Source organism: bacterium (Candidatus Blackallbacteria) CG13_big_fil_rev_8_21_14_2_50_49_14, assembly GCA_002783405.1.
Taxonomy (GTDB): domain Bacteria; phylum Cyanobacteriota; class Sericytochromatia; order UBA7694; family UBA7694.
In genome coordinates, this window is the sequence record PFGG01000061.1 from 1 (window position 1) to 21,148 (window position 21,148).

24 protein-coding genes and 1 other RNA gene are annotated in these 21,148 nt (G+C 44.8%); 17 read left to right on the forward strand and 8 right to left on the reverse strand.

Going from position 1 to position 21,148, the window contains the following annotated elements; genetic code table 11:
- Positions 1 to 166 precede the first annotated feature (166 nt).
- Positions 167 to 799 carry a hypothetical protein gene (locus tag COW20_14810; protein ID PIW46698.1) on the reverse strand — a complete coding sequence of 211 codons (633 nt, stop codon included), beginning with the start codon at positions 797 to 799 and terminating at the stop codon, positions 167 to 169.
- Between the two features lie 204 nt (positions 800 to 1,003).
- Between COW20_14810 and COW20_14815 the strand changes: the two genes are divergently transcribed.
- Genes COW20_14815 through COW20_14830 form a run of 4 tightly spaced genes read left to right on the forward strand, consistent with a single transcriptional unit; the run spans position 1,004 to position 3,896 of the window.
- Positions 1,004 to 1,411, forward strand: coding sequence for a hypothetical protein (locus COW20_14815; GenBank protein ID PIW46699.1), 408 nt, complete (start codon positions 1,004 to 1,006; stop codon positions 1,409 to 1,411).
- A complete protein-coding gene (locus COW20_14820; protein PIW46700.1) occupies positions 1,399 to 1,986 on the forward strand; it encodes a hypothetical protein in 588 nt (195 codons plus the stop codon). Before COW20_14815 ends, COW20_14820 begins: the two co-directional genes overlap by 13 nt.
- A complete protein-coding gene (locus COW20_14825) occupies positions 1,961 to 3,160 on the forward strand; it encodes a hypothetical protein (GenBank protein ID PIW46701.1) in 1,200 nt (399 codons plus the stop codon). Before COW20_14820 ends, COW20_14825 begins: the two co-directional genes overlap by 26 nt.
- Positions 3,144 to 3,896 carry a hypothetical protein gene (locus COW20_14830; GenBank protein ID PIW46702.1) on the forward strand — a complete coding sequence of 251 codons (753 nt, stop codon included), beginning with the start codon at positions 3,144 to 3,146 and terminating at the stop codon, positions 3,894 to 3,896. The genes COW20_14825 and COW20_14830 overlap by 17 nt, the downstream gene beginning before the upstream one ends.
- Positions 3,897 to 3,900: 4 nt before the next feature.
- On the opposite strand, the gene COW20_14835 is transcribed toward COW20_14830, so the two are convergent.
- Positions 3,901 to 4,701, reverse strand: a complete 801-nt coding sequence (locus COW20_14835; protein ID PIW46703.1) for a hypothetical protein — start codon at positions 4,699 to 4,701, stop codon at positions 3,901 to 3,903.
- Positions 4,698 to 5,915 (reverse strand): hypothetical protein, encoded by a 1,218-nt coding sequence (locus tag COW20_14840; protein PIW46704.1) that lies wholly within the window; start codon positions 5,913 to 5,915, stop codon positions 4,698 to 4,700. The genes COW20_14835 and COW20_14840 overlap by 4 nt, the downstream gene beginning before the upstream one ends.
- A gap of 42 nt (positions 5,916 to 5,957) precedes the next feature.
- On the opposite strand from COW20_14840, the gene COW20_14845 reads away from it, so the two are divergent.
- The 4 genes from COW20_14845 (at position 5,958) to COW20_14860 (ending at position 9,367) form a co-directional block, all read left to right on the forward strand.
- The gene (locus COW20_14845; GenBank protein PIW46705.1) at positions 5,958 to 7,025 is read left to right on the forward strand and encodes an aromatic ring-hydroxylating dioxygenase subunit alpha; all 1,068 of its coding nucleotides are present in this window, start codon (positions 5,958 to 5,960) and stop codon (positions 7,023 to 7,025) included.
- Complete coding sequence (locus tag COW20_14850; GenBank protein ID PIW46706.1) at positions 7,018 to 7,782, forward strand: desaturase; 765 nt, start codon at positions 7,018 to 7,020, stop codon at positions 7,780 to 7,782. The genes COW20_14845 and COW20_14850 overlap by 8 nt, the downstream gene beginning before the upstream one ends.
- A gap of 66 nt (positions 7,783 to 7,848) precedes the next feature.
- On the forward strand, positions 7,849 to 8,058 hold the full coding sequence (locus COW20_14855) for a hypothetical protein (protein ID PIW46707.1): 210 nt from the start codon (positions 7,849 to 7,851) through the stop codon (positions 8,056 to 8,058).
- A 10-nt stretch (positions 8,059 to 8,068) separates the two neighbouring features.
- The gene (locus COW20_14860; GenBank protein ID PIW46708.1) at positions 8,069 to 9,367 is read left to right on the forward strand and encodes a hypothetical protein; all 1,299 of its coding nucleotides are present in this window, start codon (positions 8,069 to 8,071) and stop codon (positions 9,365 to 9,367) included.
- Between the two features lie 2 nt (positions 9,368 to 9,369).
- Here COW20_14860 and COW20_14865 read toward each other — a convergent pair whose 3' ends face one another.
- From COW20_14865 to ffs, 3 genes are all read right to left on the reverse strand, one after another.
- Positions 9,370 to 10,425, reverse strand: a complete 1,056-nt coding sequence (locus COW20_14865) for a hypothetical protein (protein PIW46709.1) — start codon at positions 10,423 to 10,425, stop codon at positions 9,370 to 9,372.
- Positions 10,426 to 10,434: 9 nt separating this feature from the next.
- On the reverse strand, positions 10,435 to 10,908 hold the full coding sequence (locus tag COW20_14870) for a hypothetical protein (GenBank protein ID PIW46710.1): 474 nt from the start codon (positions 10,906 to 10,908) through the stop codon (positions 10,435 to 10,437).
- A gap of 29 nt (positions 10,909 to 10,937) precedes the next feature.
- An RNA gene (gene ffs, locus COW20_14875) (signal recognition particle sRNA large type) lies at positions 10,938 to 11,206 on the reverse strand.
- 265 nt (positions 11,207 to 11,471) lie between these two features.
- Between ffs and COW20_14880 the strand changes: the two genes are divergently transcribed.
- The gene (locus COW20_14880; GenBank protein ID PIW46711.1) at positions 11,472 to 11,738 is read left to right on the forward strand and encodes a hypothetical protein; all 267 of its coding nucleotides are present in this window, start codon (positions 11,472 to 11,474) and stop codon (positions 11,736 to 11,738) included.
- Here COW20_14880 and COW20_14885 read toward each other — a convergent pair.
- A complete protein-coding gene (locus COW20_14885; GenBank protein ID PIW46712.1) occupies positions 11,735 to 12,634 on the reverse strand; it encodes a hypothetical protein in 900 nt (299 codons plus the stop codon). The two genes, COW20_14880 and COW20_14885, sit on opposite strands and share 4 nt — an antisense overlap.
- Positions 12,627 to 13,157 carry a hypothetical protein gene (locus tag COW20_14890; GenBank protein ID PIW46713.1) on the reverse strand — a complete coding sequence of 177 codons (531 nt, stop codon included), beginning with the start codon at positions 13,155 to 13,157 and terminating at the stop codon, positions 12,627 to 12,629. Before COW20_14890 ends, COW20_14885 begins: the two co-directional genes overlap by 8 nt.
- Positions 13,158 to 13,305: 148 nt before the next feature.
- On the opposite strand from COW20_14890, the gene COW20_14895 reads away from it, so the two are divergent.
- Genes COW20_14895 through COW20_14930 form a run of 8 tightly spaced genes read left to right on the forward strand, consistent with a single transcriptional unit; the run spans position 13,306 to position 21,147 of the window.
- Complete coding sequence (locus COW20_14895) at positions 13,306 to 14,709, forward strand: UDP-N-acetylmuramoyl-tripeptide--D-alanyl-D-alanine ligase (protein ID PIW46714.1); 1,404 nt, start codon at positions 13,306 to 13,308, stop codon at positions 14,707 to 14,709.
- Complete coding sequence (locus COW20_14900; protein PIW46715.1) at positions 14,706 to 16,433, forward strand: hypothetical protein; 1,728 nt, start codon at positions 14,706 to 14,708, stop codon at positions 16,431 to 16,433. The genes COW20_14895 and COW20_14900 overlap by 4 nt, the downstream gene beginning before the upstream one ends.
- A complete protein-coding gene (gene csaB, locus COW20_14905) occupies positions 16,430 to 17,560 on the forward strand; it encodes a polysaccharide pyruvyl transferase CsaB (GenBank protein ID PIW46716.1) in 1,131 nt (376 codons plus the stop codon). The genes COW20_14900 and csaB overlap by 4 nt, the downstream gene beginning before the upstream one ends.
- Positions 17,544 to 18,284 carry a glycosyltransferase gene (locus COW20_14910; protein ID PIW46717.1) on the forward strand — a complete coding sequence of 247 codons (741 nt, stop codon included), beginning with the start codon at positions 17,544 to 17,546 and terminating at the stop codon, positions 18,282 to 18,284. Before csaB ends, COW20_14910 begins: the two co-directional genes overlap by 17 nt.
- Positions 18,281 to 18,976, forward strand: coding sequence for a cell division ATP-binding protein FtsE (gene ftsE, locus COW20_14915; protein PIW46718.1), 696 nt, complete (start codon positions 18,281 to 18,283; stop codon positions 18,974 to 18,976). Before COW20_14910 ends, ftsE begins: the two co-directional genes overlap by 4 nt.
- Positions 18,960 to 19,904: a hypothetical protein gene (locus tag COW20_14920; protein ID PIW46719.1), complete on the forward strand. Its 945-nt coding sequence runs from the start codon at positions 18,960 to 18,962 to the stop codon at positions 19,902 to 19,904. Before ftsE ends, COW20_14920 begins: the two co-directional genes overlap by 17 nt.
- Complete coding sequence (locus COW20_14925) at positions 19,897 to 20,274, forward strand: hypothetical protein (protein PIW46720.1); 378 nt, start codon at positions 19,897 to 19,899, stop codon at positions 20,272 to 20,274. Before COW20_14920 ends, COW20_14925 begins: the two co-directional genes overlap by 8 nt.
- A gap of 15 nt (positions 20,275 to 20,289) precedes the next feature.
- A complete protein-coding gene (locus COW20_14930; GenBank protein ID PIW46721.1) occupies positions 20,290 to 21,147 on the forward strand; it encodes an EamA/RhaT family transporter in 858 nt (285 codons plus the stop codon).
- The last annotated feature ends 1 nt before the right edge of the window (position 21,148 follow it).

Consider the following 21,148-nt stretch of genomic DNA (forward strand, 5'->3'; position numbering starts at 1 on the left):
CTTTCCTGTGTCAAAAAACTTAAATCGCACCCCGAATCTCGTGATTCAAGGTGCGAAGAACTTTCATTCTGAACTACTGAGTTTCACAGCGCTCAAAAAAAAGATCTCTAAGGTTCGCTTAGAGATCAGCAGGGTGTTTCGAGGAGAATTCAGAATATGAGTGTACTCAAGGGGTCGCTGTTGGGGTCGCTGAAGGAAAGGGCATTCCACTGGGTGGAGGCTGTCCCGGCCCCCCAGGCCCCAGGCCTTGGGGAGGCATCATCACAGCCTGCCATTCAGGATGCGCCTGAAAGAGAGCTTCCATTTTCGTTCGACGCTCTTCTGGGCCCAGGCTTTGTAATTCTTCCAAAGCTGTTGCCAGTTCAGGATACTGGGTCTGAATTTCAGTGAAGTTGGGTGGCAGTCCGCCAGGGCCTCTCCCAGCTTGGCCTGGTTGGGGCATGCCTGTTTGGTTTTGACGATTTTGGAAATTACCCTTATTAAATAAACGTTCATTCAACTGTGTTGACAAACTCGCTTTGCTTGACAACAAAGTTTGAAGGCTTTGTTGCTTTGCCGCTGTCGTCGTACTTTGGTTGGATTGCGCCCAGGTTTGTAGTTCTGTGCTGCCAATTTCTGTAGCGACGATCGTCTGTTCTGTTGTGGGTAATGCCAGAAACTGAGAGACAATCGACTCAATCGAAGTCGAGGTTAACCCCGTACTCGCAATTTGAGAAAGCAACTGCTCACTGCAACCTGGCCCCATCAAAAGGGCCGAAAGAGCCAAAAGTTTCAGAGCTGAAGATTTGAGTCTTGACATGTAAATAACCTCTCAGATTTTGTTGATTACAGTCAGCTTGGTTTGGCCTTTTCGACTGTCTGTAAGTTTCATTCTAATTTTCAAACTTGAACAGATTACGTTGAGATTGTTTTCAGAACGTAAAACTTTGTGCTCATGAAGTAAAGATTTTTTTTTAAGTTTCCCAAGCCATGTTAGGATAATGCTGAGACCCAGGAGGAAGCAATGAAAATATCCGTCAACTGTTTACTGCCTTTAACAATACTTCTGTTCGCGAGTAAAGATTTACCAAAATTCCCACTGGTTTGTGAGCAGGGCAAGACCCCTGAAGCCTGCCTCAACCAAAAAGTGGAACTGGAAGTTCTGATGACCGGCTATGGAGAAAAACCCGATGAGATACTGCAACACCCCAATATGCTCCCCCCGATGGGGAAATGGTATCAGTATCAAACGCGATTCTCCAGCAATTTAGGTCAGCTCAATCTGATCAGTCCCAAAGAGATCGCCTGTCCCAAACTGAAAATTGAGGGCATTTTGAGTAAATATGAATTGGGCTGCAAAGCACACGAAAAAGGAAAATGTGAATACAGCAATTACGTGGTCAATGTAAAAAACTTTCAATGTCTGAAATAAAAAAACGTTGGTTGATCGAGGGCGTGGCTGGCACAGGGAAATCTTCCCTGATTGCCCAATTAAAAGCGCAATTGAAGTCAGCAAGCAGGAAAGGCAAAGTTTTCGATGAAGGCCAAACCTTTGGTGAACTATTAGAGGAGCTGAAAACCCATCCCAGTCCTGAAGCTCATTTCTGGCGCATGGAGCAAGTCATGCAAGCGCTGGCTGGAAGTCTCAACTTGGACTATCTCATCCTTGAGCGTTTTCATCCTTCCTATTATGTGCAATTTCCACTTGCAGAGCATTTTAGCCGCTTCGATCGCCAATTGGCAGCATGGGGCTTTGAATTCGTTCTTTTGGATTTACCCGATCAGGCCTTTGCAGAACGCAGCCTCTATTGTCCTGAACGAGAAGCAGAAGGGTGGAGCGCTGGCAATATTGCCTGGTATGGCTCTGAACAGAAGGCAATAGAGGCCTTTCAAAACTCACAGGCACGTCGTCGTGAATATGCAAATCTCAGTAAAATGAAAGTTCGAATCCTCGATACCTCTGCCCAAAATTGGCTAATCTATGCAAAAGACCTTCTGGACGCTTAAAATGCATGCCCAAATCAAGAGCCTGAAGATTTTGCTATGCTTACTCTTCTGCTTTTCGCAGCAAATTGCCTCTGCCCAGCAAGCAAGCAATCAGTCTGATCGAAAGTGCAGACCTGAATTCCCCCTCAAAGAAGGTTGGTTGGGGGGAGATGGCATTTTTTCTGTTCCACTCAATTCAGGCAAAACGATTTGGCTCTTTGGAGACAGTTTTGTTTCAAGCCAGGCAAATTCAAGAACCGAACCGCTCAATCGATTGGGTGCAGAGATGGTGGCCAATACCCTCGCCCTCTCAAAATGTGGGCCCCAAGGTTTTGAATTGAATTATTATTGGCATAAAAATTCGAGCCCCCCTCAGAAGCCATTTTTTCAGGGCGAAGGTTTTAAATACTGGCCGATTCATGGATTTGAATATGCAGGAAAACTCTATCTTGCCCTTGAAAGAATCCAGACCACGGATGCCGTCGAAAATGGTTTCAATTTTGAAATTACAGGCGTCGATCTGGCTGTGGTTTCAAACCCCGAATCGCCCCCCCCTGAATGGCAGATCACGATCAAAAACCTGTCTGAAAACAGAGAAATCATCCCGGGCATTGCCATGGTGAGAGAAAAGGGCTATCTCTATTTATTGTCATTTCAAGAGACCCCCCAAAAAAATCACCCGTTCCTGCTCAATCGCATCCCCATTTCTAGCTTGCAGCAAACGCCTTTGCCACTCGAATACTTGAGTCAATCTAAAATCTGGAAACAAGGTTTGACAGGGCCTGATGCGCAGGTCTTAATCCCAAACGGCGCAACAGAAGCCTCTCTGTTTTATGATCCTGAAACCAAAATGTGGATGATTGTGCATACTTCACCCGAATTTCTTCATTCTGAAATCGTCATTTACCAAGCACGGGAATTGATCGGGCCCTGGATAAATAAACAGGTATTTACAAATTTCTATCCTGAAATGGATAAAACACAGCCTCTTTATGATACTGAAAGTTTTTGTTATGCCGCCAAAGCACATCCTCAATTCTCAAATTTTAAAGCGCATGAGTTATTGATTGGCTATGCCTGCAATTCATTTCATTTTAATAAACTCTTGCAAAGCACCCAACTCTACCGCCCCCAAGTGAAGAATATCAAACTAAATCCTGAGCATGAAAGTTTTGAGCATGAAGCCAAAAGATAAAAAAACAGGGTCTATTTCAGGCGCTCAATCCCTGGGCTTCATTGTTTCTGTCGCCCTTTTTATGCCGCTTAGATCGCAAGCTGCACAAGAAATGCAGATCCCAGCCTTCAGTTGTCGAAATGGGCTCTTCGCTGTACATGCTGAGCATCACTTTCAGAGAGCAAAAGTCAGCGCTACAGCAAAAACCTATTTTTATGAAGATATTGAAAATTGCCCCCAGAAGCCCACTTGTAAAACAAAATCCTACCTTATTCAGAATGACCCGATTTTGATCAATCAAATCAAGGGGGAGTGGGTCTGCGCCTGGTATGCTGGGAAAGAACGGGAAACGGTGGGTTGGTTAAAACGCAAGCAGATTTCACTGCTGTCAGAAAAAGCGCCCCCGCAATTATCTGATTGGGCCGGTCATTGGGTTTCGCCTCAAGCAGATCTCAAGATCAAACAAAATCCAGACAAAAAAAGCCTATTTTTAGAAGGACAAGCTTTCTGGTATGGAGCTATCGTCAATGGAGAAAAAGTAATTCATGTGGGCAGTATTGGGTCTGAGCGCATAGAACCTCAGCAAAGATTCCTGAAGTATTCAGAGGGTGAGGATGCATGGGACTGCAAAGTGAAGTTCACGCTCTTGCCCCCCTTTTTGATTGTGGATGACAATCTGCATTGTGGGGGGCAGAATGTCAGTTTTCGGGGCATTTATCAAAAGCAGAAAACAGCCTACCAGAACAAAGTACGTTAAGCGCTTAGCTTATCCTCACAAGTTTGGAAATCCCGATCAGATTGGCTGCAGCGATCTGCAACTGCGTTTTAAAATCTGCAACACCAGGGGGCAGACCTTTAAACAACGATTCAATTTGAACAACTGCATGCTCAGGCAAGCACGGCAAAAGACTCTGTTTATCTTTTAACCCCCAAAAAACAGGTTCCTGCGGCAATTCAGATTCGGCCATGCCCTTGTTCAGCAGTTGAATTCCCCAGGGAGAGAGGGCGTCAAAAACCATTTTGGCCTTGGGAAACGCACTGTAAACCTTGCGCAAAAGTTCCTCAATCTGCTCAGGTTTGAGATACATGCTCACCCCAGCCAAACAGATCAAGGGTTCTTCAAGCTGCCAAGCTTTGACAGTATTTACCCAGGAAAAGGCAAGAAACGAGTCCCTTACCATCGTGCGCATCGGATCTGCTTGAATAAATTGATCGCGAAAATTGAGTACATCTTCAAAATCACAATCCAGCACCCTGCCTCGCCCTTGATAAATACGCGAAAAAGGATCATCCAAGCCCACGCCTAAATTTACGACACATGCTTGAGGTTGAAGCAGATGGGCCCGGCTGATCTGATCGATTTGATAGGTACGATTCCCCCAGGCAGCGATGCCGTAACCACCAATTTTGCGATCGATGCTTGAAAAATCATAGTCCAATGATTTTACCATGCGCTCTGATACAGGATCTTTAAAATCCAACAAAGGGTTCAGATGCCATTGATAACGTCCCCACAGAGGGAGCAAACCTGTTTGCCCCAAAACCGAGAAATCTGGATTCATAGCATCTCCAAAACTTTTGCCATTTTCAAAAAAAACCTTTTCGATAATTTTGAATAGCTTGGAAATAATATCAAATGTTCAATCAAATCTTCACAATTGGGACAAAAATAACTTTGTTTAAATTCCTCTAAATGCGATATATTTTGAAAAAAATCTATATTCACATCGATTTTAGATTTTATTAAAATATTTTTTAAGTCTTTATTTTTGCCCCGATAGTAGACAGGGTATTGCAGATAGGTAAATACCTGTGCAGGGTCAAAGCTAAAAAATGGCATAAAATTTGATTTCTTCTCAAACAGCTGAGAATAGGTTTTTGCAAAGAATTTTGCTTTTTCACGCCGCGTGTTTAGAAAGGGCAATTGATTCAAGATCAGAGCAGCTTGGATGGGATGCATTGCATAATCTGAAAATTCAGGTTTTACTTTTTTCAGTTTGGGAATTTTGTCGACATGTCCTTTTTCATCAAAAGCAAAACTAATCTTTTTAAAAAACACTGAAAATATCACGGGATGAGATAATATTTCATAAAATATACAAAATAGAAATTTCTCTATCAAACGGTGAAGTGGCAAATAAGGCTGGTGAAGCATTTTTTTCTGAATCGCATAAAAAACAGCCGAATCTTTGAGCATCAGGGCTCCCCCATACAAACCCACAATATTTTTTAAGGCACCAAAGCTGTAAACTGCAGCATCGGCCTGCAGACCCACGGGGCCAAGTGAATCCTCACACCCCACTGCTTGGGCACAATCTTCAACCAACAAGATTTGATGCTGCTTGCAAAAGTGACGTATTTCTGTCAGGTCTTCGACGATGCCATACAAATGGGTATAAACCAGAACACGGGTTTTATCCGTTACACGTGCTTTGATTTCTGTGAGACCGGGCGTAAATTTATGCGGAGCCGTATCGCAAAGCACAGGCTGCGCACCCGTCGCCAGAATCATATTGACCATATCTATCAGGGTATAGCTTGAAATGATGACCTGATCTTCTTTTTGCAAGACAGCTTGTAAATAGTGATAGAAACCTATTCTGGCCTGCGGAAAGAGCAAAATCTGTTCAGATTGAAACTGTTGAGATAAAAGCTGTAAACACGCAGCTAGAGGCTTTTTTTGATAAGCGAGGGGATTTAAAAGCGAAGTTATAAACTTCCCATAAAATTGAAGATTGGTATTTAACCGATAGCGGGGGTAGGAGTAATTGGTCATCTTCGCAATACTTTATTATAATTCATTTAATTCGCAGATGGCATGGTCAAAATGTTAGACAAGATAAACCGCAACACCCAAAAACAGTCTCAACATCCCATCTTTAACAATGCCCAAGTCATTCCAGAGGGCTGGTATTTTCTCTGTCAATCCAAGGAACTCCGTCCCAAACAAATCAAAGATTTCAAAATTGGCGCGCAAAAACTCGTAGTTTACCGTGGTGAATCAGGTAAAGTCTATACTCTCGATAGCTATTGCGCACATATGGGGGCCGATTTCAAAATTGGAAAAGTCGTAGCTGAAAATATTCAATGTTTTTTTCATCAATGGCAATATGCTGGCTCTGGCAATTGCGTGAAAATTCCCTGTCAAGCAGAGATTCCCGCGCGCGCCAAAGTTCAGGCCTATCCCACTGTCGAAAAATACGGGGCAGTTTGGTGCTATGCGGGCCCCATCGCTCACACGCCACTCTTAGAGGTTCCTGATCTTGAAGGGAAAGAGACCATTACGCGCTTTGATCGAGCCAATTTTTCAAAAGGGCACCACCATATCAGCATGATCAACGGCATTGATCCCCAGCATTTGGCAACCGTCCATGATTTGAATATTCAAATGGAACTTGAAGTCCAGGAAGATCAAACACAGATATTTTTCAGTCTGACAGGTGACACCCCAAGAGGCTCATGGACAGAAAAAATGATGTATTTTTTTATTGGCAAACGCTATTGCTATCAGATGAAGTATGCCGATGCCTGTCTGGCCTCTTTGACGATCTTAAAAAATGTTTATTTTCTAAAAGAGTCATGGAAATGGCCCGCCTTGCATATGTTTTATGCCTATCGCCCCCTTGAAGATGGCAGTTCACTCACCTTCCCGATTTATATTACCTCGCTTGAACCCGGAGTTTGGGGCAAAATCAAAAGCCATTTCAGATTGTGGCTCACCAAACGTCTCTATTATTTTTTAAAAGATGATGATGAAATCATTTATGACAATATTCGCTTCAATACCCATAATCTATTGAATATGGATGCCCCTGTTTCCCGCTATATCCGCTACGTCAATAAACTAAAAAAATCGTTGTGGTCAATTGATTGCGACCATGCCTAAAGCAGATATCTATACTTTGCTGGCACTATTGCTGATCTGTATTTTGATCTGTGAACGTGCTTTCCCCTATCAAGCCCTTGAAAAATCGAAATTTTGGTATCCTCGCTTTGCCCTGCTCTTTCTCGCAGCCAATGGCGTGGGTTTGCTTGCAGAAAATACCTGGATTCCTTTTCTAAAACACAGCGCGGCTCTGAAACTGCTGGCCCCCTTTCCCGATCTCGCTCAAGGAGGCTTGGGATTTGTGCTGGGCAGTTTCTTTTTTTATTGGTGGCACCGTTGGCGACACGAAATTGAATGGCTCTGGAATATCTTTCACCAAATGCACCATGCCCCCAAACGGATTGAAGGTTTTACAGCCTTTTATGTGCATCCGCTTGAATCTGTGGTTTCTTCACTTTTAAATGCCGCTCTGCTTTTCAGTTTGGGAGCTTCCACTGAGGGGTTTATTTGGTCAATTTTCTTTTTTTCCCTGATCGGCGTTTTCTATCACAGCAATCTTAAAACCCCCCTTTGGTTATCCTATTGGGTGAATACGCCTGAATTACACCGCATTCACCATTTGCGTGGCAAGCATCGGAATAACTATTCAGATTTGCCTGTTTGGGACAGAATCTTCGGCACCTTCCAAGCACCTAAAACACATGCAGAGCAAGCAGAATACGGGTTTCGTGAAAATCTTGAAACTCATTTTTTCGAAATCCTGACGTTTAAGAATGTCTTGAGAAAGTACCCTCGGCGACAAAATCCCAAAGCATGAAAAGAAAACATCACGAACAGCGTATGCTATGCTCAGAAGTAAAAGCTCAAAAGGTGAGGTGGATGTTTGGAGGCAAATTCGCTTTGGATGGGATTGCTTTGGGGAAGTATTGGCGCAGGTTATTTTATTTATGGAAAAAAGCAAAATTCTGTCCTGTTGATGTTGCTTGGATTTTGTCTTTGTGTTTTACCCTATCTGGTTGGGAATTTAGTTCTTCAAAATATGATCGCGTTGGCACTGACAGGCTCTCCATGGTTAATCAAAAAATATCTCTGAAACCAATCCGATGCTGATACGTTTAAATACGCCCAAATCACTCGCTCATGAAATCCTAATCGCACCTCCGCTTCAAAATTTTAAAGTGCTTCACAGTGCCCAAGACTTATCCAGCCAAAGGCAATACTGGGGCTGGATTCGTTCAGAATCACTGATTGCAACGTTGGAAATCGAAATCAGCCCAAATACAGCCTGTTTAGATTCGCTTTCCTTTCAAACCGAAAAACCGACGGCTTGTCAAGTTCAGGAAATCTTGGCACTGCTGCTTCAAGAACTCAATCTGAAACGACTGGAAGCTCACTGTGATCGAGAAACCCGCCTTTTATTTGAAGAACTCTCCTGGGCCAGTTTGCCCCTAAATGCTGAAGAAACGCTTTGGAAAGTTTTCTGGATCAATGCAAAACGCGTAATTCAAGCTGATTTTGACTGGGGCCCTCTGCCCATTCAAAAACTAGAATTGCCTGAGTTTCAAAAGGCCTCAAAAGAAGTCTTCGTACTGCGTACAGATTTAAATCATCCCCTATTATCGGGCAATAAATGGTTCAAACTCGCAGAGAATTTACGCTTTGCGCTAGCAAACGAGATAGATTCCATTGGCAGTTTTGGAGGAGCCTGGTCAAATCATCTCTTTTCACTTGCAGCAGCCGGGCATTTGTTTGGATTTGAAACCGTCGCGATGGTTAGAGGAGAAGCCCCGCTAAATCCAAATCCAGTTTTAAAATCATGTCTGCGCTGGGGTATGAAAATTCACTGGTTGGATCGTTCGAGCTACCGGCAAAAACATCATCCTGATTTTCTTGCACAACTCAAGCAAGACTGGCCGAATACCTTCTGGATCCCTGAAGGGGGTTCCAATTTAAAAGGTGTAAGGGGCTGCAAAACCATCTTAAACCATCTTCCTGCAAGCTTTGATGTCATTGTTTCACCTGTGGGCACAGGGTCAACCTTGGCAGGATTGATTGCCGCTGCTCCCCCTACAAGCCAGGTTATCGGAATTCCGGTTTTAAAACAGGGAGAGTACCTTCAGACTGAAGTCGAAAGGTTTTTAAAGCTACTTCAAGTCCAAAATTCAGCAAAATGGAAACTTGAAACAACTTATCATGCAGGGGGATATGCCAAAGTTTCACCTCAGTTTCGCCACTGGTTAACTGAATTTGCCTCTCAAATACCTTTTCCGCTCGAGCCAGTCTACTCGGGCAAAGCTTTTTGGGGCTTGATGCAGATCTTGGAAAATCAAGTCTTCAGTCAAACTGAAAAAAAGATACTCTTTGTGCATACAGGGGGAATCTATCCCTGGAATCTCAGTTGATTTCAATCGGGGCTGTAGAGATTTTTTCTGACAGGATGCGGAAAGCGGGCCAATTCTTGGTAAAGCTCTTTTTCCTTCACACTCAAATTTTGGGGGGTTTCAAGTTTTAAACTGACATAAAGATCTCCCGCAGACTGGCTCGCCTTAGCGGGCTTCATCCCTTTGCCTTTGATACGAAAGGTTTTTCCCTGTTGTGATTCAGGGGGAATTTTAATTTTCACTTTGTTTTCCAAGGTCGGAACTTCGATTTCTGCCCCCAGGATGGCTTCAGTAAAGGTGATCGGAACTTCACAACGTAAATCGCCATTTTCTTCAATCAGAAAAAAGTTGTGTTGGGCCAATTGTATCAAGAGATAGAGATTGCCGGTGTTCTCCCCCAGGGTATTGCCCTCTTTGGAAATGCGAATTTTTGATCCGTTGCGCACTCCAGACGGGATTTTAACTTCCAGTTTTTTACTGCTGGTTTGCCCCCCCTTGCCATTGCAGTTACGACAGGTTTGACGTCTGACCTGGCCTGTGCCGCCGCAGAGCACACATACTTTTTCCCTGTGTACGGTAATGGTTTTGCGTGCCCCTCGGGTCGCTTCCTCAAGGGTGATTTCCATCTTTTGTTCCACGTCTAAGGAAGATTTATCCGCTGTTGCTTTTTTTTCAGAAGGTTTTTCGCCAGGAGGTTTCTCTTCCTTTTTCACATTGACGGAATCAACAATATTATTGAAGATCTCGCTGAAACTGAATTTGTTTTTGGAATGGGGCTCTTCTTCTTTCGAAAAAGCTTTGCGATAGGTTTTCTCAAAAACATCACGGATATTGTCAATATTTTGTTCAGTAAACCAGCTTTGATCCACAAAGCCATTATCAAAATGGCGACGTTTCTCTGGGTCTCCTAAAACTTCATAGGCTTCAGAAATATCTCTGAATTTTTGCATTGCATCTGAAGCGCCTTGATTGACATCCGGGTGATATTTTCGCGCCAACCTGCGATAGGCCTTTTTGACCTCTTGAGGTGTGGCATTTTTATCAATCCCCAAAATACCGTAATAATCTTTGCGAATCACTTCAACTGATTATTTAATAAATTTTGGAGGCTGAGCCTGAACATACAAGGGTTTTGCGCCGGATCCACCAGGGGTAGGACTTGAGGGCGTAGGAGATAAATTGGCTGGGGGAGTAGGGGCTCCTCCGGCAATGGGAGTAGGTGATGAGGCTGCAGGCGCAGCAGGTGCCACAGTGGGAGCAGCAGGAGCCGCCATCGGTTGAATCACAGGAGGGGGGGCAGAAACAAAGGCCTGGCTCATGGGTTTGGCAGGAGGGGGAATTGGAGAACCATTTGAAACTGAAAGTTGTAAATCAGGATAGGCTGCATTCAAATGTTCTACAACTGCAGATCTTACATCATCCAGTTCCTGGGCAGTCACCAAATTCTTGCGCACCAGAATTTCTAAAAAAGAGAGAACATCCACTTTGTTCTCAATCACTGCCTTGGGAATATTAAAACCGCCCACAATCTTGGGTACGGAATTTTCTGATTCTAACGCCATATCGCTTCCCCTAAGATTCAGAGTAAAGGTTGTGCACCCGTCTTCGACCGTCACGAAATTGACGATACATTTGAACAACGACTCCCATCCGGCTATTCCACGGCACCCGATAAAGCATGCTTACCGTTGCTTCCTTCCGGACCTGGCGGGGTTCACAAGTTTACCGTCGCATGAAGACCTTACGATCAACACCATTGCATCAAAGTCACTCCAACCCATTCGGGCCTCAGAGCGGGAATTCGATCTCGCTAAAGCGGATTGCGAGTACAGGGCACCGCTATCTCCCCATCTAGCACAACCAGAGTCATTATACGGGAAGCAAACAAAAATTGTCCATGCACTCAAACCGAGAGTGATAAAGTTCAAGCATCTTCGAACCCTTGCCAGCAGCTATAAATTTTCGTAATATTAATATTGAAATTAAATTAAGCTAGCTTGATTTCTTGATCTAGATCAAGTTTTTCAAGATTGAGATGAAAGCGAATGGCAAGACTGATATCGCAATCTTTACAAGGGCACAATGATCCACCCTCATATAAAATCCAGATAAGAAGTATTTTCAAATGAAAGAATCACAAAAAACTCCCGCATGGAAGCACTTAACGCAGGTAGAGCGTCTGGGAGAAGTCCTGTTACGGGATGGAAAACTCAAACTAAAGCAATTTGCAGCTCTCATGGAAGATCAACTGGCCATGCCTGAAAAAAGAATTGGCGATCTTGCCGTTGAGAAAGGCTATATTTCTCAAGACGAACTCTTGGATTCGCTCTTAAGGCAGATTCATGTCTCACGGGTGGTCGAAGCCAGCGCAAAAGAATTGGCCTTGGTTTAAGCCAAGAGGCTTTCTACCCAGGCTTTTTCAAGATTAAACCTGCCTTTTTGAAATTCAGGAATCTGAGCGCTGTCAATTGCTTTTAATAGGAGCGGCAAAGCCTGATAAAAAGCCAAATCTTTAGGTTCAGGATGAAGACTCCACAAACCAGGAAAACCGCCTGAAAATTCAAGACGAAGCAACTCATTTGCACGCATCCACTGAGTGATGATCGTTTCTGCCAATAATACCCCTGGCAGAACGATTTTCTGATCAGTGCCTTCGCTGTTCAGGTATTCAAGTTTAAGAGCCTTGTAGAATCTGCTTTTTTGTGTCAAAAAAATTCGCGAAGTCCAGGCTGAATAACAAAAACCATCGGGCTGGGCATACGGAGCAACATAAAATTGGGCCACCGAACCATCCGCTCGGGGAGGGCCCGCCAAAGGGCAACAGCCAATGATTTGTTGATCCTGCTTGAGAATCTCTAAAGCCGTTTCAAGCCAATCCTGGACTTCTCCCCCCAAAATCATATCGGCATCCAAATGAAGGACCCACTCAGACTCAGTTTGTGCCAGACCTTCAAAATAGGCACGAAAGGGGCCCCCTCTAAAATCTCTGTGCGGAATGGCGGAGCCAAAGAAAGGGTCTGGGATTTCACTGGAGAACCCTTCATTCAGTCTAAGCAAACGCAAATGCGGGTAAGAGTTCTGCATTTTTTCGAGTAAGTCTTCAAGAGCCAGAGATTCTGCCTTTCGAAGTGAGACGGGAAAGTTTGGAGCGTCTAAGGGTTCATCTAATACCAAGAGAATATCACCACAGCAGCCAGCAAAATAGTCGAGTTGACGTGGTAAAAGCCAGTATAAAACGCCTAGATCTGCGCGGGTCAGATTGATCTGCAAACTGATCTTTTCAAGCAAAACCAGAAGACATTTCTGTTTCAGATTCAGGGTTTTCAGTCTCTGGAAGTTCATCTTCCCAACTGAAATGAAAATCCAAAAAGGGGATACCCTTGGGCACTTTGCGTGTCGGTTTGGCATTCCGCTTTTCCAAAGGCTTCTCCAATGCCAGAAAGGAAAGCAAAACCTCTTTTTGAATTTCTATTGTTTCTTCTGATTGTGAAACTTCTAGAATATCAAGTACAACCTCAGGCTGCTTTTCACGCACTTGAACAGGATGGGATTGCAGATTTTTAAGGGTCAATTTACATAATTTGCTCGATTCAGGACTCATCAATTCAGGTGAAGGGGGTGTCAGAACGGGTTTGTTCTGAAATTGCACACGCAAATCAAGTTGTTGGGTCAAAGATTTTAATACGGGAGGCTCACATTTGGGGGCCAAAAGCGGAGCAAAGGTTTGTGACGAACTTTTAGGCAGGAACTTATCGCTCCCAAGATAGGGGCCGGGAATTGTTTGAAAGCGTAAAAGTTTTTGAATGAACATCTGCCGGTTTTATTTTAATCATAGGGGATTCTAAGAAACAATTTCAAGTCACCTGAGCGATTATTTCTCGCTTCACTGCTCCTTGGGGAGTGGCAGGAAGCCTCTTCATTGAGTATTATGAAGTGTGAGCGAATTCAGGAGCAGAGATATGTTCATTGATATTCAGGCTTTTTTTGAGACCACCCCCGTGTCAGCGACCTTCGCTGTGGAGACAATTAAAATCCGTCCTGAGCAAATCAGTACCGATTCAAGAGCGATTCCCGAAGGCGGTTTGTTTATCCCCTTAAGAGGGGAATTTCATGATGGCCATGCCTATCTCTTAAAAAGTTTTGAGTTGGGGGCCCAGGCTGCTTTCTGTGAAAAACAGGTCTATGAGGCCAACCGCAACACTTATGCAGATCTCCCCCTGCTCTTGGTGGAGAACTGTTTAAGCGCCTATCAGGCACTGGCAAGGCAATGGCGCAGACAGTTAAATATTCCAGTCATTGGGATCACGGGCAGCTCAGGAAAAACATCCACCAAAGAAATCTTGGCAGCAGTGCTCAGTCCCTTTTTAAAGGTGCATAAAAACAAAGCCAATTTTAACAATGAAATTGGCGTACCCAAAACGCTGCTGGAAATCCCCGTTGATGCCCAAGTGGCGATCATTGAAATGGGCATGCGCGGCCAGGGCCAGATTACTGAACTGGCTGAAATTGCAGAACCCAATTTGGGTTTGATTACGCAAATCGGAACCGCCCATTTAAGCGAACTGGGTTCACAAGCAAATATTGCAGACGCAAAATGGGAATTGGCGAAATTTCTTGAGGCACATCAGGGAAAACTTTTTGCGCAAGCTGAAGACCCCTTGCAAAGACTCGCTGCGCAGCAAACCCCACAGCTGGCTATTTCTTGGTGTGGTGAAAGCGAAGACAGTCTGGTCAGGTTACTGTCTGTCACTGAATATGATACTTTTCAAGAAATTGAATACCAGGTTCAAGCGGGCAAGGTCCACACACTTCAATTGATGATGCCAGGCCGTCACCAGGTCAGAAATCTGTTGCTTTGTCTGGGTGTTTTATCAGCATTGGGTTATGTCTTGCCTGAGCATACGCAGATTGAGCCAGAACAATTGTTTGGCAGAAATCAAATCATTGAACTCCCGAATTCCGCCACACTCATAAACGATGCCTACAACGCCAACCCCGAATCCATGCGGGCCACGCTTGAAGTTTTTGGTCGCCGCAAAGCAAAACGAAAAATTGCAGTCTTGGGTAAAATGGGAGAACTGGGCCCCCAGAGCCCCCAACTCCATGCTGAATTGGGAAAATTTTGTAGCCAACTCGAGCTCGATTACTTAATCGGTTTGGGTGATGAAACCCAAATTCTGATTGAGAATGCTGAAAGGGGAGCCTTTCAACGCCTCTGGTTTCAAGAGCATGCTGAATGTATTCAAGCCCTGACTCAATTACTTGCCCCCGGTGATCTGCTCCTTTTAAAGGCCTCCCGTTCGGCTCAACTTGAAAAACTCATTGAAGGTTTGACCTTTGTTCCAGAATCTGAGGGCGCGTGAACCGAGCGCTTTGGATACAAATCGTGATGAGTTTGCTGATGGGGGCCCTCTGTCAATTGGCGGTTCTCACCCTGCCCCCCTTAGAATGGCTTGAATCCCGCTTTTATGATTTGAGAATCTATTTTCAAACCCCTTCAAGCCCCAACCCTGAAATTCTTTTGGTGGATCTTCTGCCCTCAGAAATACCAGAATTGATTGATTGGATTCAAAAAAAGCATTTGACTGGTCTCAAAGCCTTGGGGATGGATTTTCAGGCCAAAGATTTTTATGAACATGAATTGGCTCTTGATACCCTGCGTTCGGCCCCTTTTCCCGTGGTTCTTTCCTCAAGACTCAAGTTTAAAGGGCAGGCACCGGTTTCAATCTACAACCCCCAGCGAATCAGCGGAAAAAACTTCAGCATTGGCATTTCAGATTATTTGCCGGATCCAGACGGGGTTCTGCGTAAACAAGCTGGCGTTTTTTATTATCAATCAGCCAAAGAAAAAAAAATCAAAGCCATCGAGGCCTTTACCTGGGCGTTGTTTAAACAAACTCAAAATAAGCGGGTCAGGCCCCCGGCCTCCAGTCTGATTCACTTCTCAGGGCCCAACCAGCTTTATCCCACACTTGAATTTTCTGAATTGAAAAAAATGTCTGCGCATGCACTCAATAATAAATATGTTCTGGTAGGAGACAGCCAGGAAATCTTACCCTTCGATACCCCAACCCATGCCCGCATCCCGATTTTAAGTCTCCATGCCCAAACGCTTTCAGGTTGGCTCAATCAAACCTATTTTCGAATCCCTGCCCTCTTCAATCTTTTACTGCCTTTGCTGCTGGCTTTGCTGACCCTTGGCGTTTTGAGTTTTACCCTCCGCTGGGGCATGTTGGTTTCTGCGCTTTCGACGCTTACCTTATTTTTTTCTTATGCCACACTCAATATTCTGTTTTTTCAATATTTTAATACCGTTTTCGCAATGAGTTCCCCCTTATTCGCCATCTTGATGACCGCAGGCGCTGTGACCGTCTTTTTTAATCGAACAGAGGGTCAGCGCAGAGCTGCCATTTTAAGTACTTTCAGACGCCACCTGCCAGACAATATGGTAAGAGAACTGCTTGAAAACAGCGAACCCGATCGTTTGACTTTGCATGAGCGAAGGGTGGTCACTGTGATGTTTACAGATATTAAGGGCTTTTCAAGAATGGGCGAAAAATTGCCCCCCGACCAGATTATTCACATCCTCAATGAATACCTGACTGCCATGACAGATATTGTGTTTAACAATCAAGGAACCCTCGATAAGTATATCGGGGATGGTATCATGGCTGTTTATGGAAATATTGGTGAGAATAATCCACGGCAAAATGCCTACTATGCAGTAAAAACAGCTTTAGAAATGCGAATTGAAATGGAAAGACTTCAGAAGAAATGGATGCACGAAGGATTGCGACCGATTCAAATCCGAATTGGGATCAATACCGGTGAAGCGCTGGTCGGCTACGTAGGCCACCCCAAACGCAAAGAGGTGACGGTTATTGGCGATACGGTCAATACAGCGGCCCGAATTGAAAAGCTGAATAAAAAATACCACACCCATATTTTAATCAGCCACAGCACCTATGAATATGTAAAAGATTGGATGGATTCGGTGGCACTGGGTGAAGAAAAACTAATGGGGAAAACAAGCAGTGTCAAAATCTATGAAATACGCGGCTGGAAAGACGAAAAAATCCCCTCATGAAACGCGTTTTAATCTCTGGCTATTACGGATTTCACAATACGGGTGATGAAGCGATTTTAACTGCGATCTGTCAGTTACTTAGCCCCTTTGAGCTTGAAATCAAAGTCTTGACGGCCCAGGAAGATCATGAACTGCAAGGCTGTCAGTTTCAAGCGATTCAAAGAACCCAAATGGCCCAAATTTACCAAACCCTGCAAAATACGGATTTGTTTATCAGCGGGGGGGGAGGGCTGTTTCAAGATGTAACGGGCTTGGGAAGCATCCCCTATTATGGGGGCTTGCTCTGGCTGGCCCGCCGTTTGAATGTGCCCACCCTGATCTTTTCTCAGGGCTTGGGCCCCTTGAGAATGCCCTGGTCGCGCTGGGCCGTCAGTAAAATTTTTCATGGTTGCTCTGGAATCAGCTTAAGAGATCAGGATGCCATTGATTTGCTCAAGGAAATCAAGGGCCCCGTCCAACGAACGGTTTTAAGTGCCGATCCTGTATTGGCCATGCGGGGAATGCCACCTGGAAGGGCTGAAGAAATTCTCAGACAAGAAGGGCTCAACCCAGATTACCCCATCATTGGCGTTTCGATTCGCCCCTGGAAAACCTGGTATGAAAAACAATTAAAAAGTTTTACGGCCGTCCTGTCTCAATTTGCTCGGCAAGCCAGGGCTCAACTTCTGTTTATCCCCTTTCAAGCCGATCAGGATACCTGGATGTGTCATGAAGCCGCTTACGCCATCCAGACCCGACCGGCGGCCTGTCAACCCGGCCTGCATGTCCTGCGCGGAAATTATTCACCTTTGGAAATCTTCAGTTTAATTGGACAGATGGATATGATAGTGGGTATGCGGCTTCATTCTCTGATCATGGCTGCCGCCAACCGTGTCCCTGCTGTGGGCATTGTCTACGATCCCAAGGTCAGAAGTTTTTCTGAAATGGTGGGCTACCCCTTTATGGGCAGCGTGACATCCTTAAGCCATTCAGATCATTTCTATCAATATCTATTCACAACCTGGCAGGAAAGAGAGGCGATCCGAAAAAGTCTCGACCAGAAACTGCCCGCACTTGAGAATCGTGTATACGAAGCTGTCAGGATTGCATTACAATTACTTGGAATTGATTATGAAAACTTTGAATAAAAACTGGCCTGTAACGGCCCTATTAAATATTTCTGTTGATTGTATTGGAAAATCTGCACTGCTTGAATTGCTTCAATCTGGTAGAAGCTTGAATGCCCCCATACATCTGGTGACCATGAATGCAGAAATGGCCTATTCAGCACTTGAAAACCCTGATTTTATGCGTATTTTGCAGTCTGCTGACCTGATCATCCCCGATGGAATTGGGGTGGTTTGGGCCCTGGCGCGTCAAGGGGTCAAAGTCGCGCGTCTGCCAGGGGTGGAAATCGTCGAAGATCTCCTGGCAGCATCTACACAGTCGGATCTTAAGCTTGCTCTCTTGGGCAGCAGTGAAAGCACCCATGCAATCTTGCCTGGGATTCTTCAGGAGCGCTTTGGTGAGGTTAAACTTGTCTACCGCCGCAATGGATTTTTTCAGCCCGAGGACGTGCCCCAACTGATTGCAGAAATTAACCAGGCCCAACCCGATATCCTCTTTGTGGCGTTGGGGGTTCCCAAACAGGAAGAATTTATTGCCAAATGGCGATCCGAGCTGAAAGTTCCGATTTTAATCGGAGTCGGCGGCTCCTTTGATGTGATTTCAGGCCAACTTCAACGTGCTCCGCTTTGGATGCGTAAAATGCATCTCGAATGGTTTTATCGGCTGATTCAACAACCCAGCCGATGGCGCAGAATGCTTGCCCTCCCAAAATTTGTATTAAAAGTGATGTTTTCACCCGCATGATACGCTTTGTCAATATTAGCAAAACCTATTCAACGGGTGTTAAAGCCCTGGTCAATATTAATTTAGAAATCGAACCCGGTTCCTTCACTTTCCTCGTGGGAACTACCGGCTCAGGAAAATCCACCTTGATGCGACTGCTCTTTCGCGAAGAATTGGCAAGCAGCGGGGAAATTTGGGTTTTTGGAAAAAACATTGAAAATCTAACCCGCCATGAAGTGCCTGTTTTAAGACAACAGACGGGGGTCATTTTCCAAGATTTTAAACTGATCCCTCAAAAAACTGTCTGGGAAAACATCGCTTTCGCGCTTGAAATCATGGGGGTCTCCAAAAAGGAACAAAACAGCCGAATTGAAAGTGTTCTGGAACTTACCAATATGTCTCAATACGCACATACCTTTCCCACCCAACTCTCAGGGGGAGAGCAACAGCGGGTCTCGGTGGCTCGCGCGATAGTGAATAAACCTCCTTTGCTTTTGGCAGACGAACCCACCGGAAATCTCGACCCAGATACCTCTTGGGAAATTATGAAATTGCTTTCCAAAATTTCGGCGGCAGGGACCACTGTCTTGGTGTCGACCCACAATAAACACCTTGTCGATTTATTGCAAAGACGGGTGGTTAAACTCGATAAAGGAAGAATTGTAGAAGACACTCTTGAAGGAGGCTATAATCAGCGTGCCAGACGTAAATAAAGTTTCACGGCAGTGGTTGTTCAGCCTGCAACAAGGCACACAAAATTTGGTGCGCAGCCCCTTTATGAGCTTGGTGGTGGTCAGTACCATGACGATCGCATTGGGGGTGCTCGGCTTCCTCTTGCTGACCCTCAGTGATATCAACTATATGTCTGAGCAAATGTCGAGCCAATTGAAAATCGTCGTATTTTTACAGGACGATCAGAAACCTGAGACGGCTGCAGCTCAAATTGAAGCCATCAAAGGTGTGCGTCCTCCTGTCGTATCTGTCAGTAAAGAAGACGCCTTGAAAAGCATGACTGAAGAACTTCCTGACTTAAAGAGTTTGCTCGAAAATCCCGATACCAAAGTTCTGAATAACCCTTTTCCTGCAACGCTTGAAGTTTCTGTAGAAAAACTTGAAAATATGTCTGCTCTGGCAGAAGAAATTAAAACAAGTGTACCGGGCGTTGAAGGATTACAATTTAACCAGGAATTGGCAGAACAACTGAAACAAATTCAAAATGCTGTGCAATTGATCGGTTTTTCAATTGCCGGGCTGCTCTTTTTAGGCACCTTGTCGATTGTCATCAATACGATTCAATTGGCTGTTCATAACCGCCAGCGTGAAATTGAGATCATGCACCTGGTCGGAGCCCCTGATTGGTTTATCCGCCTTCCCTTTTTGCTTGAAGGATGTATTTTTGGAGTGCTAAGTGCCATGACCAGTTCAGGTCTTTTGGTCTTCTGGCGCTTGGTGCCTTTGCAACAGATCAAAACCTGGTTTAGTTTTATTCAGCTTCAACCCGGATTGGGCCCAATTTTGCCAGTTACTGCAATCGTGACAGGAGTTGGTATAATGATGGGAATTCTCGGCAGCGCATTGTCTGTGCACCGTTATATCCGATTTGAAAAATCCGCAGAGAAAGGAAAAGCTGAACATGCGTGAAGAAAATGAATCTTCAGCGGAAAAACCAGAGATTGAACTGGAAATTTCTTCAGATATAGCTGAAAACGAAGATATTCCCCTTCGAAAACTCTCGATTTACGATTTGCAGGATGAAATTTGCAACGAAAATGAAGTTGATCTACTCAATTTGGTTTTTGAATTTCAAAATGAAGGTAAATTGCCCTGTGATTGTCGCGAATGCCTTTTAGACATCACAGCAGTCGCGCTCAACTACTTACCCCCCCGTTACTCAGTATCCATTCACAAGGATCTCTACCTGACTCCCGAACTCCAGGCCGCCCGAAAAGTAGAAGTGGAGGCAGCACTTCTCCATGCCTGTGAAAAAGTTAAAGTTCGGCCCCACCACTAAGCACTTTTAAGCCCCATGCATTTTTTACTGGCTGGGGCCTTTATCATAAGTTTTGCGCCTGTTTTGGTGCGTCTTGTCGATCTTCCCTCCGCTGTGATCGGCTTCTATCGCATGTTGTTTGGACTCTTCGTGCTGATATTGATTGGATTTTTTCGGCGCCAAAACTGCAAAGTTGACTCAAAAACCTTTAAACTCGCGCTGGGAGCAGGCCTCTTTTTCGCTTTGGATATTCTCTTCTGGCAGCGTTCAATTCATTTAATTGGACCGGGTTTGGCTACTCTTTTAGCCAATTGCCAAATATTTTTTGTTACCCTGATCGGTTGGGCGGTGCTCAAAGAAAAACCCCATCCCCGTCTCTGGATAGCAATTCCTACTGCAATTTTAGGTCTCTGGCTGGTGGTGGGGCCTTCCTGGAACTCGCTCAGCGATGGCCCAGCCGGAATCTTACTGGGGGGGCTCGCCGCGATCAGTTACTCCCTCTATCTCTTGGTTTTAAGAGCGGCAGAAAAAAACCATCGCAAAACAAATCCCGAAGGCCCTTCCCCGGTTATGCTCTGGAATACCTTCAGCTCTTTGCTGATCCTTTTCATGACCGTGCAAATGGAAAAGAGCTCCATTGCTTTGGCATCAGGAAATCTTTGGCTGATCTTGATAGCCTATGGTATTTTTATTCAAGGTTTGGCTTGGCTCTTCATCAGCAAGGGCTTGGCGCAGGTTCCTGCTTCTCGGGGAAGTTTAATTCTTTTACTGCAACCTGCATTGGCTCTGGTTTGGGATGTACTCTTCTTCCACCACCCCTTGAGTGCCCGCGAAGCGAGTGGTGCCTTGCTGACCTTGATCGCAATTTATTATGGTGCAAGCCTCAAGACCTGAG